The organism is Clostridium sp. BSD9I1, assembly GCF_900185645.1.
In the GTDB taxonomy this organism is placed as follows: domain Bacteria; phylum Bacillota; class Clostridia; order Clostridiales; family Clostridiaceae; genus Clostridium_AK.
The window spans coordinates 210004-227099 of sequence record NZ_FYAM01000004.1; the positions used below are offsets into that span (position 1 = coordinate 210004).

14 protein-coding genes are annotated in these 17096 nt (G+C 30.3%); 13 read left to right on the top strand and 1 reads right to left on the bottom strand.

The genetic code is table 11. The features are described 5' to 3' along the window. Positions 1 to 23: 23 nt before the first annotated feature. The 13 genes from BSD9I1_RS01505 to BSD9I1_RS01565 all read left to right on the top strand — a co-directional run bounded on the left by BSD9I1_RS01505 (position 24) and on the right by BSD9I1_RS01565 (position 16482). Positions 24 to 692 (top strand): vitamin B12 dependent-methionine synthase activation domain-containing protein, encoded by a 669-nt coding sequence (locus BSD9I1_RS01505; RefSeq protein ID WP_186428819.1) that lies wholly within the window; start codon positions 24 to 26, stop codon positions 690 to 692. Further along, positions 682 to 3066, top strand: a complete 2385-nt coding sequence (locus BSD9I1_RS01510; RefSeq protein ID WP_186428820.1) for a homocysteine S-methyltransferase family protein — start codon at positions 682 to 684, stop codon at positions 3064 to 3066. Before BSD9I1_RS01505 ends, BSD9I1_RS01510 begins: the two co-directional genes overlap by 11 nt. Before the next feature lie 146 nt (positions 3067 to 3212). Then, positions 3213 to 4709: a spore germination protein gene (locus BSD9I1_RS01515; RefSeq protein WP_373419334.1), complete on the top strand. Its 1497-nt coding sequence runs from the start codon at positions 3213 to 3215 to the stop codon at positions 4707 to 4709. Beyond that, positions 4690 to 5778: a GerAB/ArcD/ProY family transporter gene (locus BSD9I1_RS01520; RefSeq protein ID WP_186428822.1), complete on the top strand. Its 1089-nt coding sequence runs from the start codon at positions 4690 to 4692 to the stop codon at positions 5776 to 5778. The genes BSD9I1_RS01515 and BSD9I1_RS01520 overlap by 20 nt, the downstream gene beginning before the upstream one ends. Then, positions 5771 to 6877: a Ger(x)C family spore germination protein gene (locus BSD9I1_RS01525; protein ID WP_186428823.1), complete on the top strand. Its 1107-nt coding sequence runs from the start codon at positions 5771 to 5773 to the stop codon at positions 6875 to 6877. The genes BSD9I1_RS01520 and BSD9I1_RS01525 overlap by 8 nt, the downstream gene beginning before the upstream one ends. Further along, entirely contained in the window at positions 6877 to 7971 is a 1095-nt protein-coding gene (locus tag BSD9I1_RS01530; protein ID WP_186428824.1) for a GerAB/ArcD/ProY family transporter, read from the top strand. Before BSD9I1_RS01525 ends, BSD9I1_RS01530 begins: the two co-directional genes overlap by 1 nt. Then, complete coding sequence (locus BSD9I1_RS01535; RefSeq protein WP_186428825.1) at positions 7958 to 9073, top strand: Ger(x)C family spore germination protein; 1116 nt, start codon at positions 7958 to 7960, stop codon at positions 9071 to 9073. The genes BSD9I1_RS01530 and BSD9I1_RS01535 overlap by 14 nt, the downstream gene beginning before the upstream one ends. 305 nt (positions 9074 to 9378) lie before the next feature. Continuing rightward, on the top strand, positions 9379 to 11070 hold the full coding sequence (locus tag BSD9I1_RS01540; RefSeq protein ID WP_186428826.1) for a methyl-accepting chemotaxis protein: 1692 nt from the start codon (positions 9379 to 9381) through the stop codon (positions 11068 to 11070). A 173-nt stretch (positions 11071 to 11243) separates the two neighbouring features. Continuing rightward, entirely contained in the window at positions 11244 to 11915 is a 672-nt protein-coding gene (locus BSD9I1_RS01545) for a response regulator transcription factor (protein ID WP_186428827.1), read from the top strand. 2 nt (positions 11916 to 11917) lie between these two features. Next, the gene (locus tag BSD9I1_RS01550; RefSeq protein ID WP_186428828.1) at positions 11918 to 13117 is read left to right on the top strand and encodes a cell wall metabolism sensor histidine kinase WalK; all 1200 of its coding nucleotides are present in this window, start codon (positions 11918 to 11920) and stop codon (positions 13115 to 13117) included. 114 nt (positions 13118 to 13231) lie between these two features. Beyond that, positions 13232 to 14056 (top strand): hypothetical protein, encoded by an 825-nt coding sequence (locus tag BSD9I1_RS01555; protein WP_186428829.1) that lies wholly within the window; start codon positions 13232 to 13234, stop codon positions 14054 to 14056. Positions 14057 to 14296: 240 nt separating this feature from the next. Further along, positions 14297 to 14971, top strand: a complete 675-nt coding sequence (locus BSD9I1_RS01560; RefSeq protein WP_186428830.1) for a response regulator transcription factor — start codon at positions 14297 to 14299, stop codon at positions 14969 to 14971. After that, positions 14971 to 16482, top strand: coding sequence for a HAMP domain-containing sensor histidine kinase (locus BSD9I1_RS01565; protein ID WP_186428831.1), 1512 nt, complete (start codon positions 14971 to 14973; stop codon positions 16480 to 16482). The genes BSD9I1_RS01560 and BSD9I1_RS01565 overlap by 1 nt, the downstream gene beginning before the upstream one ends. Positions 16483 to 16660: 178 nt before the next feature. Here the strand turns inward: BSD9I1_RS01565 and BSD9I1_RS01570 are convergent, their stop codons facing one another. After that, positions 16661 to 16933 carry an STAS-like domain-containing protein gene (locus tag BSD9I1_RS01570; RefSeq protein WP_186428832.1) on the bottom strand — a complete coding sequence of 91 codons (273 nt, stop codon included), beginning with the start codon at positions 16931 to 16933 and terminating at the stop codon, positions 16661 to 16663. Between the last annotated feature and the right edge of the window lie 163 nt (positions 16934 to 17096).

The following is a 17096-nucleotide window of genomic DNA, read 5'->3' on the forward strand; positions in this document are numbered from 1 at the left end:
AGGTAACTTTGAGGGGGATAAGGATGCATATAGATAAAAAAGAAGTTCTAAGATATCTTGGATATAAAAATGGGGTTATTGATACGAATATAAATTTGTTAATAGACGAATGCATAAATGAAGTAAAAGAAATTTCAAATTGTAAATACACATATAAAATATTTGATATTGAGAAAAGTGAGGAACAAGTAAGATTAGTAGAAAGCAATTTGGTGTTCAAAGGAAAAGATATATTGGAACATCTTAAGGAGTCATCTATGTGCGCTGTTATGGCAGCAACCCTTGGAAGCAATATGGATACTAAAATAAGGTATTATGAAAAAGTAAGCATGACTAGAGCACTAATATTAGATGCTTGTGCATCTGTATGCGTAGAATGGGTTTGTGATGAGGCTCAAAAGGAGATACAAAAAGAAGCTCGAAGTAAAACACTAGACATTACCTATAGATATAGCCCTGGATATGGAGATTTTTTAATAGATATTCAACCCAAAATAATAAGTGCTTTAGATACACAAAAAAGCATAGGGCTTACAGTAACTGAAAATTATATTTTAATACCAAGAAAATCAGTAAGTGCAGTAATAGGATTTCAGGATAAGAACATCAAAGCTCAGCATTCTGAATGTAAGAAATGCAATAATTTTATAGAATGTCAATATAGAAAAAGGGGTAATGACTGTGGAGATTAAGGATATTTTAGCAAAGCAATTTATATTTTTCGATGGAGCTATGGGAACAATGCTCCAAAGTAGAGGACTTATAGCTGGAGAAATTCCGGAGATGTATAATATTATACACCCTGAAATAATTAAAGAAGTTCATGAAAAATATATAGAAGCAGGTTCGGATATAATTACTACTAATACATTTGGAGCTAATGAGTTAAAGCTTAAGGATACAGGTTACTCTGTAGAAGAAATAATAACAAAAGCAGTAGAGATTGCTAAAGAAGCTAGAAAAACTAATGATGGAAAATATATCGCATTAGATATTGGACCTATTGGTCAGATGCTTGAACCTATAGGAGTATTAAAATTTCAAAGCGCTTATGAAATTTTTAAAAGACAGATAGAGGCCGGAGTTAAAGCAGGATGTGATCTGATTTTAATAGAAACAATTTCTGATCTTTACGAAGCTAAAGCAGCAGTATTAGCAGCAAAAGAAAATAGCAGATTACCAGTGTTTTGTACTATGACTTTTGGAGAAGATGGGAGAACTTTTACAGGAACAGATCCTCTTACTATGGTAACTCTTTTAGAAGGCCTAGGAGTAGATGCTCTAGGAGTAAATTGCTCTCTTGGACCTAAGGAACTAATGCCTATAGTAGAAAATATATTAGAGTATTCATCAACTCCTGTTATAGTTCAAGCCAATGCAGGCCTTCCTAGAGTAGAAGATGATAAAACTATATATGATATTACGCCGGAATATTTCGGAAAATATGTGAAGTTAATGGCTCAAAAAGGAGTATGTATTTTAGGTGGTTGCTGTGGTACAACTGATAAATATATAAGAGTGGTTGTTGATAGTATAAAGGATCTAAAACCATTTAAATTAAATAATAAAAGACTCACAGCAATATGTTCATCTAGCAAAAGTGTAATATTAGGAGAAGAAGTAAAGATTATAGGAGAGAGAATCAATCCAACGGGAAAGAAGAAGTTCAAGGATGCATTGAAATCCAATAATATAGATTACATATTAACTGAAGCTATAAATCAAGTAGAGTCAGGAGCAGATGTATTAGATGTAAATGTAGGGCTGCCAGAAATAGATGAAAAGGAAATGATGGTAAGGACCATTAAGGAAATACAATCAATATTAAATGTTCCACTTCAAATAGATAGTTCAGATGCAAAAGTTATAGAAGCTGCTGCAAGAATTTACAATGGTAAACCTATCATAAATTCAGTTAACGGAAAAGAGCAAGTTATGAAAAAGATTTTCCCAATTGCTAAGAAATATGGTGCTTGCATAGTAGGACTTACGCTTGATGAAAGTGGCATACCAGCTAAGGCGGAGGAAAGGGTTAAGATTGCAGAAAAAATTATAAATACTGCTAAAGAATACGGCATAAATAAAGAAGATATTTTAATAGATTGCTTAGTTCTCACAGCTTCAGCTCAGCAAAAAGAGGTTATGGAGACAGTAAAGGCTGTAAGAATGGTAAAGGAACAGCTTGGAGTAAGTACGGTACTTGGAGTAAGTAATGTATCTTTTGGACTTCCTAAAAGGGAAATTTTAAATCAAACTTTTCTTTCAATGACGCTAGCTGCAGGATTAGATGCTCCAATATTAAATCCAGGAAATAAGGAAGTAATGGATGTTATAAAAGCCTTTAAGGTATTAGCTAATATAGATAAGGAAGCAAAGGAATATGTAAATACATATTCAGATATTGATGTAAAGGAACTTCCTAAGGCAAATAATAATAGAGATTTAAAAGAAATAATAATAAAAGGCTTAAAAGAAGATGCATCACAAATTACAAGGGAGCTATTAGTGGTTAAGGATGGTTTAACTATAGTTGATGAATACTTAATTCCAGTATTAGATGTAGTGGGTAGAAAGTATGAAAGAGGAGAAATATTTCTTCCACAGCTTATTCAATCTGCTGAAACTGTGAAAAGTGCATTTATTGTTATAAAAGAAAATATGAACTTAGAAGAAGAAAAGCAGGTTTCTAAAGGAAAGATAATTTTAGCCACAGTAAAGGGAGATATTCATGATATTGGCAAGAACATTGTAAAGATTATTCTTGAAAACTATGGATTTGACATTATAGATTTAGGGAAAGATGTACCTATAGCTAATATAGTGGAAATGGCAAAAAAGGAAAATATAAAGTTAGTTGGATTAAGTGCTCTTATGACAACTACTGTTAAGAGCATGGAAGACACAATAAAGAGCCTTAGAGAAAATAAGGTGAAATGTAAAGTTTTTGTTGGAGGGGCAGTATTAAATCAAGAATATGCAGATATGATAAAGGCAGATTACTATGCAAAGGATGCACAAGAAGCAGTGAAAATTGCTCAAAATTTATTTAAAGATATAAATGAGTAGATATATAGAAAAAACAGTCTTTAAGAAAGGACTGTTTTTGTTTTGCTTAAAAAATCAAATATTGATTATAGTGAATAATACAGGTTTAAATTACTAAAAATAAAACAATGTCATTATATAGGAATTGTGGTGAGTATATGAATAGTATGAATTTGCATCAAAATATAGAAGAAGTATCGAAGGCATTAGGAAGTCAAAACCAAATAATAGTAAGAAATTTTTACTTAGGGAAAGGTAAACCTATTAATGCTGCAGTAATATATTTAGATGGATTAGCTAACAAGGATAGCATAGAGAATAATATACTTAGACCATTAATGATTGACGTGAATGAAAGATTGGAGCGCCCAGATATCTGTGATTATTTAATTAAAAGATATATTCTAATAAGTAATAGTTGGGTAGAAAGTAATCTTGATAATATTGCAAATGTGATAAAAAGGGGTAAAACTGCTGTAATAATAGATGGAATAGAAGAGGCTATTTTACTAGACACTTCTGGAGGGAAGTCACGTAATATTACTGAGCCTGAAAATGAAACCGTAATAAGAGGAAATAGGGAAGGATTTATTGAAGATTTAGAAACTAACATATTATTACTAAAAAGATTGCTGAAAGATACAAATCTTACTATAGAAAACTTTATAGTTGGGAGGCGATCACAAACTGACATTGCAGTATTATATATAAAAGACATTGTAGATATGGATATTGTAAGCAATTTAAGAGAAAAAATAAATAGTATAGATGTAGATGTAATTATGGCATCAGGTACACTAAATCAATATATTGAAGATTATACTTTTTTCTTATTTCCTCAATCTAGAGGAACAGAAAAACCTGATGTAGTAATAGATAATTTAGTAGAAGGGAAAATAGCTATAATTATATCAGGAACTCCGCATGTCATGCTAGTTCCTTGTAATTTTCTAGAGTTTTTTCAAACAGTAGAAGATTATAATGAGAGAACAATCTTAGCCAATTTTACAAGAATATTAAGATTTTTAGCAGTTTTTATAGTGATAACAGTTCCGTCCATATATTTAACTTTGATAAAGTTTAATGCAGAACTTATTCCAATTAAGTTTATTACACCAATAATACAATCTAGAATAGGTATCGCACTAACTCCTTTTTTGGAGATATTGTGTATGGAGATAATAGTAGAATTTTTAAGAGAGGGAGGATTAAGACTGCCTTCTAAAATAGGTCAGACCTTAAGCGTTGTAGGTGGTATTATAATTGGTGATACCGCAGTGGAATCTAAGATTGTTAGTCCAACTACATTGTTTATCATAGGAATAACAGTAGTAGCAGCTTTTTTGATACCAAACTATGACATGTCCCTATCCATTAGAGTACTTAGGTTTCCAATGCTTATACTTGCAAACTTTCTTGGGATTTTTGGTATAGGAATTGGATGGTATTTTATTATTACTAGCTTATGTTCTACTGATAGTTTCGGCGTGCCTTACTTATCCTTTAAGAAAAATGATATCAAGGATACATTGTTAAGAGCTCCATTGTGGATGATGAATAAAAGACCAGAATCAATACCAAACGGAGACTCTGTAAGGCAGACAGATTTTAGGGATAAATGGGATATACCAAGGAGAAACAAAAATGAACAAAGTGGAGAATAATCTTCTAACCTACAACCAATTTTCAAAGATTATGATTTTTAGTTGTATAACTATATCAATATTAAGTCTTCCTAACGATGTTGTCGGTGCGGCGAAACAGGATGGATGGATATCTGTGCTTTTAGGAGGAATATATCTTTTCTATATAATTATTGGTGCCTTATATATAGCACATAATTATCCTAATGAGAATATTTTAATTTTAAATCGAAAGTTTTTTGGAAAGTTCTTTGGAAGTATTCTCAATATAGTACAATTATTTATTTACGTAGTTTATATAGTTTCAGAAGTATCAGGTATAAGCAACTTTTTAAGAGTATATATTGTTGATTTTTTATCAAGTTTTCGTGTTATGTTTCTATATATTGTTATAGCTGCTTTGTGTTCTTATAAAGGATTAAAAGCCATCGGAAGAATAAGTGAAATTGTATTTTATAATATAATCTTATCGATATCCATTGGAATAATTGCATTAGTAAAAGGTAGTATTCTAAATGTAATGCCTGTATTTGGAAGCGGATTCGTAAATATTGTAAAAGGTGTAAAGGGTGGAATTTATGCATATCTAGGTATTGAAATTGTTTTGCTACTGTATCCGTACATTAATGATAAAAATAAACTTAAAACTGCTTGTATACGATCGGCTACGCTAATATGCCTAAGCTATACTTGGGTAACATTTGCAACAATATTTTATCTCGGTCATACGTTTATACCTAAAGCTATATGGTCTTCTTTATATATTATTGAAAGCTTGAGGCTTCCGATAATAAATAACTTTAGATTTATTTTGATGTTTTTATGGATATTTGTATCACTTACAGCTGTTACTGTAAATTATTATGCTTGTGAATTAATAATAAAAGATTTATTAAAAAAACTCAAGAGAAATGTATTTTATTTTTTATCAGTGCCACTAATGCTTTATGTTTCTATGTTGTTAAGTGAAGAAATAGAAAGAAGGGAGATTATATACCCACTAGCTAGTATCATATGTATATTTAATGTTTTATACGTACTGCTAATGGTTTTAATAGTTTATTTTAAGAAGGAAAAAGCCTATGAATAAGATGATTATTTTTTGTTCAATTCTAATGTTTATTTTATTTACAACTATTGGAGGTGAACCACAAAGAGAGGCGGCTGAAGATTTAAGTATACCAGCTGGTGTTGGGATTGATATAGAAAAAAAGGGATTCGATAATATATCCTATAAAATTTCCATAAGTTCGTATGTCTTTGAAGAAGAAAAAACAATCAGTAGAGTAACTACTGGAAGCAAAGAATCTATTGGACAAAGCAGACAAAACAGGCAGTTGGAAATAGATAAAAGATTTCTTATTGGTCTTGAAAAGACAGATATAATAAGTGAGGAATATGCAACAGAGGGGATAAGAAACTTATTGGATATACTTTTCAATAATCCTGATGCTAATGATACTGCTTTGGTTGCCGTGTGCAGGGGAGATGCAAAAACTATACTAGAATATCCCATTGCCGGATATCCTAGTTCTGCAGATTACATAGAAGGTATGATTAAAAATTCCAAAGCGTTTAATTTTTTTACTAATAACTATAAAATAATTGACATTTTTGTACGCCTTGATTCTGAAGGGCGAAGTTTTACTGTTCCATATCTTGTTCTGACAAACGAGGGACTTAAAATAGAAGGTCTGGCCTTGTTTAAGAGTGATAAAATGATAGGGAAAGTTGGAATCGATGATGCCAAGGTATTAAATATGTTAAGTGATGGCAGTGGAAAAGGTGTAATAACGGTAAAGAAAAGTTCAAAGGAGTATGCTGATTATTATGCAGAGTGTAAAAGGAAAGTAAAGTGTGAAAGAGAAAATGGGAAATACAATTTTAATATTAGCCTGAAGCTAAAGGGAGAAATCATCGCAAATGAACTAAATAGAAAGGTATTTGAAAATGAAGAGGAGAAAAGCAAACTTGAAAAAGAAATAGAGAGACAGATTGAAGAAAGATGTAACAAATTCTTAAAATTAATGCAGGAAGAATATAAGATAGATTTTCTAGAATTAGGGAGAATAGCGGCGGCTAAGTATGGAAGAGATACAGGAACTGATTGGAATGAAGAAGTATCAAATTCAAATATAAAGGTAGAAGTTAAGGCAAAAATTGAAAGACAAGGGAGAGGGGATTATTAGTGAATAGAGAACAAAATAACTTCCTTGTACCTTCAGAAGCAATGTATATTTTAGTGGGAACTATGGTAGGAATCGGTATTTTTAGCTTATCTAATACACTAGTAAAAGATGTTCATGAGGATGCGTGGATAAGTGCAGCTTTAGGAGGCATATATCCACTATATGTAGGCTGTATAGGTATATATATGATTAAAAAGCATCCATCGGAGAACATTTTAGACTTAAGCAAGAGGTATATGGGGAAGGTAATAGGAACATTACTTAATATACTTTTTCTAGTTTTTTTTATCTTGAATACATGTTTTGTTATATCAGAGTTTAGTATTATATATCAAGTATATGCTACAGCATTTTTAACTCCTTTAAGGATTATAGGCATAACAACTTTGATGTCTGCAGTTACTGCCTATAGGGGATTAAAAGTAGTAGGCAGGGTAAATACTGTAGCTTTTTATGTAACTATGATTTTGTTGCTAGAAACATTTGCAGCATTAAGGAAAGGAAGCCACTTGAACTTAATGCCTGTATTTGATGCAGGTATTATTAATATAGTAAAGAGCTCAAAAGATGCGGTATTTTCATACTCGGGGTTAGAAATATTATTTATTATATATCCATATGTGAAAAATAACTCAAGGATGAGCAAAGAAATAACAAAGGCCACAAGTATAGCAGTACTAATCTATACCTTAACTACAGCAGTAACAATATATTACTTAAGTGCAGATATTGTAGAAAAGTCATATTGGCCATTGATCACTGCAAGTGAAAGTTTAAGGTTAACTGTTATTAATAATTTCAGAATTATCTTTGCATTTTTTTGGATTTTTGTAGCTTTAAAAAGTTCAACAAATTATTATTTTGCTTCTGCATTTATATGCGGAAATATATTCCATAAAGTAAAAAGAAAAAATATAATAGGTGTTTTATATTTAATAATTGTATCAATTACTTTAGTAATTGGAGAATCTACAGTTAGGAACAAAGTAATAGGCATGGTAATAGGTAAAATAACTATATTTAATTTAATTTATATAACAACAGTAGCATTTTTTATATTTATAAAGAAGGGTGTTAAAGATGAAACTAACTAGAATTAAAAAAATATCTCATATTTTATTAATTATTAGTTTAGTGAGCTTATTTATAGTAATATCAGAAGTTGAGCCAGCTGAACAGATGGATGTGGAAGTTGCATTGGGTGCTGATCTTGAAAAGACAGTTGAGAATGATTATACATATATAATTACAAGAAGCATATATGTGTTTCAAGAAAAAAGGCGTTCAAGCAAAGTAATAACTTCAAAGGGAGAGACTATTGCAGTAGCAAGAGAAAGCAGACAGCAACTTGCAGATAAGATGGCTATTTCAGGCCTGGAGAAAGTTTACATATTAAATGAAAATTACGCAATACATGGCATTGCCTCTAGTATTGACATAATTTTTAAAAATCCACGTGTTAATAATACAGGTATATTTGTAATTTGCAGAAATAGTAGTAAAGACATACTTGAGTACAGTATACCAGGATATGCAAGCTCAGCAGACTTTGTTGAGGGGATGATTATAAATCAAAGAGGATCAAATTTCTTCCCGGATGAATTTGATGCAGTGAATACTTTTGTTAGGATGGGCTCTGAGGGAAGAAGTGTTGTGCTTCCTTATATTGAGCTTACAAAGGAAGGGATTGTGATTACTGGAGAAGCCTTATTTAATGGAGATAAAATGTCATCAAAAATCGATATGAAAGACTCAAGAATACTGAACATACTTAAATACAATAATGTTAAGGGAATAATCACATTACAAGAAAATTCAAAAGAATACATAGATATTTCTGCAAAAACAAAGAAGAAAGTTAGATGCTTTAAGGAAGATGATAAATATAATTTTATTATTGATTTAAACCTAAAGGGGGAAGTTGTCTCTAATACACTATATAATAATCTGCTAGAAAGTTCTAATTCTAGAAAAGAGTTTGAGAATACTATGAAAAAGCAAGTAGAAAAAGAGTGTAGTGAATTTATAGATAAAATGAAGAATCAACTTAAGATAGATTGTCTTGACCTTGGAAGAGTAGCAGCAGCTAAATATGGAAGAAGAATGGGAAATGATTGGAATAAAATAATTTCAGAATCAAATATACAGGTCAATGTAACGGTAAAAGTTGATAAATATGGGAGAGGAGATTTTTAAATAAAGCAGATTTCTAAATTAAAAAGTGCTAAAGTTCTAGTTTCTCATGACGATTATGTAAAATATGAATCGAATAAAGAAGAAAAATGTAGAAAAAATATAACTTAAGAATTACTTAAGAAATAATTTATTTTAATATAATATTTGTGTGATAGACTTGTCTTACTAAATTTTAGCATAATTTTTTATAAACTATTAAATATTAAGTGAATAGTACCTAATGTATACAATTACTATGTAGCAATTAATAAGTATAAATGTAATTAAAGAAGAATAAAAAGCATTAAAGCGGGGGGCAAGCGGCAATGAATAAACTTGGAGTGAAGATTCTAAAAGTAATAGGGGCAATATCAATTAGTTCTATGATTATATTAATAATTTTGAATACAGTCATTTTTAAAATGGAATTTTCTAGGTTGCAAGATGATGCTAAAAATTCTGTTATCGAAGCTACTAAAAATATCGATGGGGACAAATTAGAAAAGGTAATTAGTAGTAAGTCAATGGATATTCCTGAATATAAAGAAATTCAGGACGGATTGATAAGGTTTAAGAACGATAAAGATATAAAATATGCTTATACAATGGCTAAAGGATCAGATAATAATGCATACTTTGCAGTGGATGGTTCCTTGGTTAATACAAGTAAACTTGGTGAAAAGTATACTTTAGGAAAAGAAATACAAAGCGCGCTAAATGGACAAGCGGTTCATACTGAAAAGCCTATCACCGATACATATGGAGTATTTATACAAGCTTATGCACCAATAAAAAATTCGGCTGGTAAAATAATTGCTGTTGTTGGTGTTGATAAGGATGTATCTACATTTATAAATATTAGAACAAGACTTTTAATATCTATAGTAGTAGCATCAATAGTTATTATAATTTTATCTATATTAACTAGTATCTTATTTTCTAAAAAAATAACTTCAAACGCTGAAAAGATTAAGTATACATTAAATAAGATATCAGAAGGTGATTTAACAATTGGCTTAAGCATAAAAAGTAAGGATGAATTTGAAGGAATTGCTGAGTCTATAAATGACTTAACATGTAAGTTTCGAAACTCTATGATGATTGTTAAGGATACGTCAAACAGTGTAGTAGAACATTCGGAAAAGTTATCTGCTGTAGCTGAAGAGATGACATCAGCATCTGAAGATGTTGCTAATTCTGTTCAAGAAGTGGCTAATAGTGCAGTTCATCAGGCAGAAGAGTTTGAGCATATAAGCAGCACATTAAATGGTTTTAGTTATAAGATACATGAGGTAACAGAAGCAGTTGATGAAGTTAACAATAAAATAGATTTGATTAATTCTAAAGCTAAGGTAAGTAATCAGGGGCTTGAAGTTTTGCAAGGGGCATTAGAGGAAATAGTTTTATCTTTTAATAATGTAAGCGAAAAAATAAAAGGTTTTAGTAAGCAATTATTACAAATAAACGAAATTACAAACTTAATAAATATTATTGCAGATCAAACTAATCTCATTGCTTTAAATGCCTCTATTGAGGCAGCTCGGGCAGGAGAGTTTGGGAGGGGGTTTACAGTAGTAGCAGAGGAAATCAGAAAGTTGGCAGAACAATCTAAAGAATCCTCTGCAAATATTAATAGTTTAATAAAAAGTGTATCGAGAGAAAGTAAATTAGTAACTGATATTTCTGAGAGCATGAATAATAGGTTAAATGAAGAAATGAATATTATTACTAAGTCACTAGATTCATTTAAAGATATAATGATTAATATAGAAAATGTTTTTCCTCAAATCGGAATAATTGCTGGTAATATCAATACTATAGATGAAGAAAAAGCAAGAATAGTAAATCATATTGAGGGAGCTATTCAAAAATCAGGAGACATTTCAGCAGCTACAGAAGAAATTTCAGCATCTGCTGAAGAATCAAGTGCTTCTTCACAAGAGGTGGCATTATCATCAGAAAGTTTAAATATGAAAGCACAGGATATGATTAACTCTATAAATCAGTTTAAGATTTAAGCGTTAAATGTCTTAAAGTTAAGTTTAGAAATAAATAAACCATTGGGCACTCGGTGTATGATGGTTTATTTGCGCTTATTAGAATTTCTACTCAATAATTTAATTTAAATTTACTTTAAGGTTTGTATGTTATAATTGGCTTACAGTTGAAAAATAAGGGGTGTGATAGATTTATGAAATTACTTTTAGTTGAAGATGAGAAGCAATTATCAGAAGCTTTAACTCAAATTTTAAAAAAAAATAAATATTTAGTTGATGCAGTTTTTAATGGAGAAGATGGGCTTGATTATGCTTTAACAGATATTTACGATGTAATAATTTTAGATATAATGATTCCGAAACTAAATGGATTAGAAGTATTAAAAAAAATAAGAGAAGAAGATATATCCACACCTGTGATTTTACTCACTGCTAAAGGGCAAGTGTCTGATAAGGTAAGGGGATTAGATCTTGGTGCAGATGATTATCTGCCAAAACCTTTTGAACCGGAGGAACTTTTAGCAAGACTTAGGGCACTTTGTAGAAGAAAGGGAGAAATTATAAATGATAATATACTAAGCTTTTTAGATTTTTCTCTTAATTTATCAACTTATATACTAGAAAGCAAAAGTGGTAATGTGAGGCTTGCACTTAAAGAAATAGAAATACTTAAATATTTCTTATTAAGACCCCAAAAGGTTGTAAATAAGGAAGAACTTATAACTAAGGTGTGGGGGTTTGAATCTGAAGCAGAAAATAATAATATTGAGGTATATATATCCTTCATACGTAAAAAATTGAAATATGTCGGATCGGAGGCTAAAATATCTACAATTAGAGGTGTAGGATATAAGTTGGAGGAGTAAATATGTTTAAAGAGTTAAAACATAAATTTGTGATTATAAATATGTCTCTTCTATCCTTCGTTTTTGTAGCCATTTTTACTGTTATCTATATATTAACTGCAGTAAGCGGAGAGCGTCAAATAAATTTTACCCTTAGAAGAATTATGGATGAGCCTCCAAAGCCATTTAAAGGAGAACCTAGAATGGCAACTAGTTTAGTTGTTGATTTGGATAGTAGTGGGAACATAATTAAATCATTTTCTTTTGTGACTATGGAAGAGAATACTATTAAAGAATTAGTTTCCAAGGCAATGGAATCAAATAAGATGTCTGCAAAGATTAAGTATGGAGACTTTAATTACTCTTTTCTTAAGGGAGAAGGCCCATTTGGTAAAAAAGTAGTATTTGTTGATAGAAGTCCTCAACAGGAAAGTCTAAAAAATATTCTAATTATATTTACAATTGCAGGTGGGGCAAGTCTTATCTTATTATATCTAATTAGTGTGCATTTAGCTAACAGTACAATAAAGCCAATAAAGGAAGCGTTTGAAAAACAACAACAATTTATTGAAGATGCATCACATGAACTTAAAACTCCACTTACAATAATAAAAACTAATTTATCTGTAATTTCAGCAAATGAAGATATGGATGTAAAATCTCAAGGAAAGTGGCTTGAATTTATACACTCTCAAACAGAGAGAATGTCAAATCTAATAAATGATATGCTATCTTTAGCTAAAATAGATTCATTGGAACAACCTTTGTATATTGAAAAATTCGATTTTAGTAAAGTCTTAGATGGCGTTCTTCTATCCTTTGAAGCATTTATATTTGAAAGCGATATAGAACTTAAAACAAAGGTGAAAGAAAATATATATTTAAATGGAAATAAGGAAGATATTCAGCGATTAGTAACTATTTTAATGGATAATGCGGTCAAAAATACCCCTAAATATGGAAGTATTTCTGTATATCTAAATTACGAAAAAAATAATATACAGCTAGTAATAAGAAATACTGGATCGGGTATTCCAGCGAAAAGCATTGATAAAATATTTGAAAGGTTTTATCGTGCAGATCCTTCACGTGCTAGGGAAAGTGGTGGATATGGATTAGGACTTGCAATTGCAAAATCAATTGTAGAAAAGCACCATGGGAAAATATATGTACGAAGCAATGTTAATGTTGACGCATCCTTTATTGTTGAATTTCCAAATTAAAGTTTCAACCTTTAACTAAATCTATAAATAGATGTAACAAAAATGTGTCATTGCTTCTATATAATAAAGACATCAAGGAAAACAACTACTAAAAACCGAAAGGGGTATAAAAAGATGAGAAGTAAAAAATTAATTGTAAAAGTAATGACAGGATTGATTGCAGCAGGGCTAACTTTATCAGCAGGAATATCTGCTTCAGCTAAAAGCGAAGATGCAGCAGCAAGTAATGGAAGGCTTACTATAACTCAAGGTAAAGCAGGTAATAAAAAAGTTGTTTTTGGTGAAAATATAAAGACTAAGTTAGAAAGCCTCGTTGAATCAGGAACAATTACTAAAGAACAATCAAATAAGATTACTGAATTTATAAATGCACAGAAAGAAGCAAGAAAAGCTGAGATGGAAAAGGTTAAAAATATGACTGTGGAAGAACGTAAGGCATATTTTGAAAGTCAAAAGGATACAAAAAAAACTGATATTTTCAAAACATTAGTAGATAATGCAGTTATTAGTCAGGATCAGGCGGATAAGATAAAAGCTTCATTCCCACAAGAAAAGCATTCGGGAAAAGGATTTGGTTATAAAATAAAAATCAACTCTGCAGGCTTAAAAACAACTTTAGATGCCCTAGTAGGATCAGGTAAAATAACACAGGCCAAAGAAGATAAGATAATTAGCTTTATGAATGAAAAAAGCCAAACAATGAAAGCTGAAATGGAAAAGGTTAAAAATATGACTGAAGATGAGCGAAAGGCATATTTTCAAAGTAAAAAGGGTACAGAAAGAATTGATATGTTCAAAGAACTAGTGGATAATGGAACGCTTACACAGACAGAGGTAGATGCAATTAAAGCTGCAATGCCTAAGATGGAAAGAGTAAAAGATAAAAAAGAAAAAATAGCTACGGATACAAAGACAACTGGAAACCAGTCTGCAAATTAGAATATAAACTCTAGTACTTAATGAATAGTTTGAATCCCCCTTCAAATTATATATAGATAAGTGTGAAAGACTCATGAATTTATTTCATGGGTCTTTTTTGTGAAAACTAAGAAGTTAATACAAGTGGTGATAATTGTTATAATGCTGTAACAAAGTTAATGTATAATAAAGTATAGAAAAATATAGAAATTCAAAAAATAAAGACGATAAATATATATGTTTTTATTGGAGGGATAAATTTTGGCAGCAAAGAAAATATTAATTGTAGATGATGAAATGCTTATAAGAAAGTTAGTGAAGGATTTTCTAAAAAAAGAAGGATATATAACGCTTGAAGCAGGAGACGGAAAGCAAGCACTTGAAATGATTTTAGAAAATGAAGATATAAATCTTGTCATTTTAGATGTGATGATGCCTGGATATGATGGTTGGACAGTATGTAGAGAAGTTAGAAAGGTGTCAAAGGTGCCCATTATTATGCTTACAGCAAGAAGTGAAGAATTTGATGAACTTTATGGGTTTGAACTTGGGGTAGATGAATATGTTACTAAGCCATTTAGCCCTAATATTTTAGTTGCAAGGGTAAATGCGGTTTTAAGAAGAAGTGAAGGGAATAAAGATAGCATAAAATCTTTTGATGGACTAATCGTTGATGAAGAAGCTAGAACCGTATTTATTGAAGGAAATCAGGTGGATTTAAGTCCAAAGGAATATGAAATGTTATTATATCTTGTTGAAAATATGGGAAAGGCTCTTAGTAGAGAGCAAATACTCAATCAAGTATGGGGATATGATTACTTTGGAGGATTAAGAACGGTAGATACCCATATTAATAGATTAAGAATTAAACTTGCCGGAAAGGAAAATTACGTTCAAACTGTAAGAGGATTTGGTTACAAATTTGAGGTGAAATAATGAAAAAATCTATAAGATATAAACTCTTTATAGCAACCAATGGATTTGTTGTAATTTTTGTATTGCTTTTTTGGATTCTTAATACACAGTTTTTACAAAAATATTATATGTCACAAAAAAAAGATATGCTTATCAAAAGCATTACTGAGATAAATGAAATCTATCAGGGAAATCCAGTAGACATTACTTTAGAACTTGAAATATTTGAAAATGCTACAGGGGCTAACGTGTTAATTGTTAATAGTAAAGGAAAGCCTAAATATAGCACATTTTCTAGAATAGTAAATGAAAGACGATTTGATGGAGGAGAATCGCCTAAAGAAAGTGATAAACGGATTTTAGATAAAGATAATGAAAATAGCTACAATGATTCACGAAATTTAGACCAAGGACGGAAAACCTATTTTCAAATTCAAAGGGACATGGAGTTAAAAATTGATTTTTTAACCATGGTAACTACGTTAAATACAGGAGATTTTTTAATTGCAAGAACTTCTCTACCAGCTATTACGGAAAATGCATCTATTGCAAATAGATTTATGATGTTTATAGGGATTATTGTAATAATATTCGGAAGTATATGGTCGTATTTATTTTCTAAAAGATTTACCAGTCCTATTTTGGAACTTAATAGAATCACTGAAAATATGGCAAAGCTTAATTTTTCAGAACTAAGTAATATAGAAAGTGAAGATGAGATAGGGGAGCTTAGTAAAAATATAAATTTTTTATCAGATAAATTAGATAGTACAATATCAGAATTAAATAAAAGAAACCAAAATTTAATGGAGGATATAGAAAGAGAAAGAAAAATAGATGAAATGAGAAAGGAGTTTATTTCTAATGTATCTCATGAATTAAAAACCCCGATTGCATTAATTCAAGGATATGCAGAAGGATTAAAAAGTAACGTAATAGAGGATGAAGAAAGTAAAGAGTTTTATTGTGATGTAATTATGAATGAATCAGCTAGAATGAATCAGCTGGTAAAGGATCTGTTGAATTTATCCCAAATTGAATCAGGATATTATGAAATAGAGAAAAGCGTATTTGATATTTCATCTATGATTACATCAGTGCTGAATAGATTCAAGGCTATTTTTGAAGAAAAAGAAGTAAATGTGCAGGTATTAAAAGATGAGAATGTAGTAGCTTATGGCGATATGGTAAGAATTGAACAGGTAATTATAAATTATATTAATAATGCAGTAAATCATATAGATGATAAAAAAATTATTTCAGTTGAAGTAAAATCTATCCGAGATAAGATAAGGGTGTTTGTATATAATTCAGGTAAACGCATTCCGGAAGAGTCATTAGATAAAATTTGGACTAGTTTTTACAAGGTAGATAAGGCTAGAACTAGAAGTTATGGTGGATCGGGCCTTGGACTCTCTATTGTTAAGGGAATTCAAGAATTACATCAAAACGATTATGGAGTAATAAATGAAGAAGATGGGGTTATGTTTTGGTTTGATGTAGAAAAAGCCAAAGAAGATAAATTGATTTAAAGGGAAAACAAATATGAAGCTTTTACAGAAAATTCATCGGAAATGGCAAGGAAACTCAAAGAGATCACTTCTGGATTTGTGGTGTAAAAAGGCATATGTGAAATTTTATAATAAAAATTTCACATATGCCTTCTACATTCAGCACATATATTTATAGGTATTGCCAATATTTTTTCTATTAGCACATTGATGTACCTAAAAGAACTCTCTTAAAATCACTTTCGTTTGATAAATTCTTAACAACTACATTGGAAGCAATGTACTCTCTAGTTTTTGTGCTGATTAAATCAGTTAGAAGACTAGCAAAGAATGTTCCAGGTATAGTTTTAGTATCTTCAAAATCAAGCACTATTTTATTCTGTAAGTTTTCAGCTATTAACCCCTTAAGTATTATTGCATCCTCATTTTTTAATTCTGGTCCTATTAGATCTCTCACTTTTACTTCTTTCATAATTAATTCCTCCCAAGTTTTAAAGTATAATATAATATATCGCATTAAATTATCTGTTTATTCTGTTTTGTTTGTTTATTCTGTCTTGTTAGTATTATAATATCAAAAAAAAAATATATTGTCAACTATTTAACAAAGTTTTTCTGAAAACTTTTTAATAGAT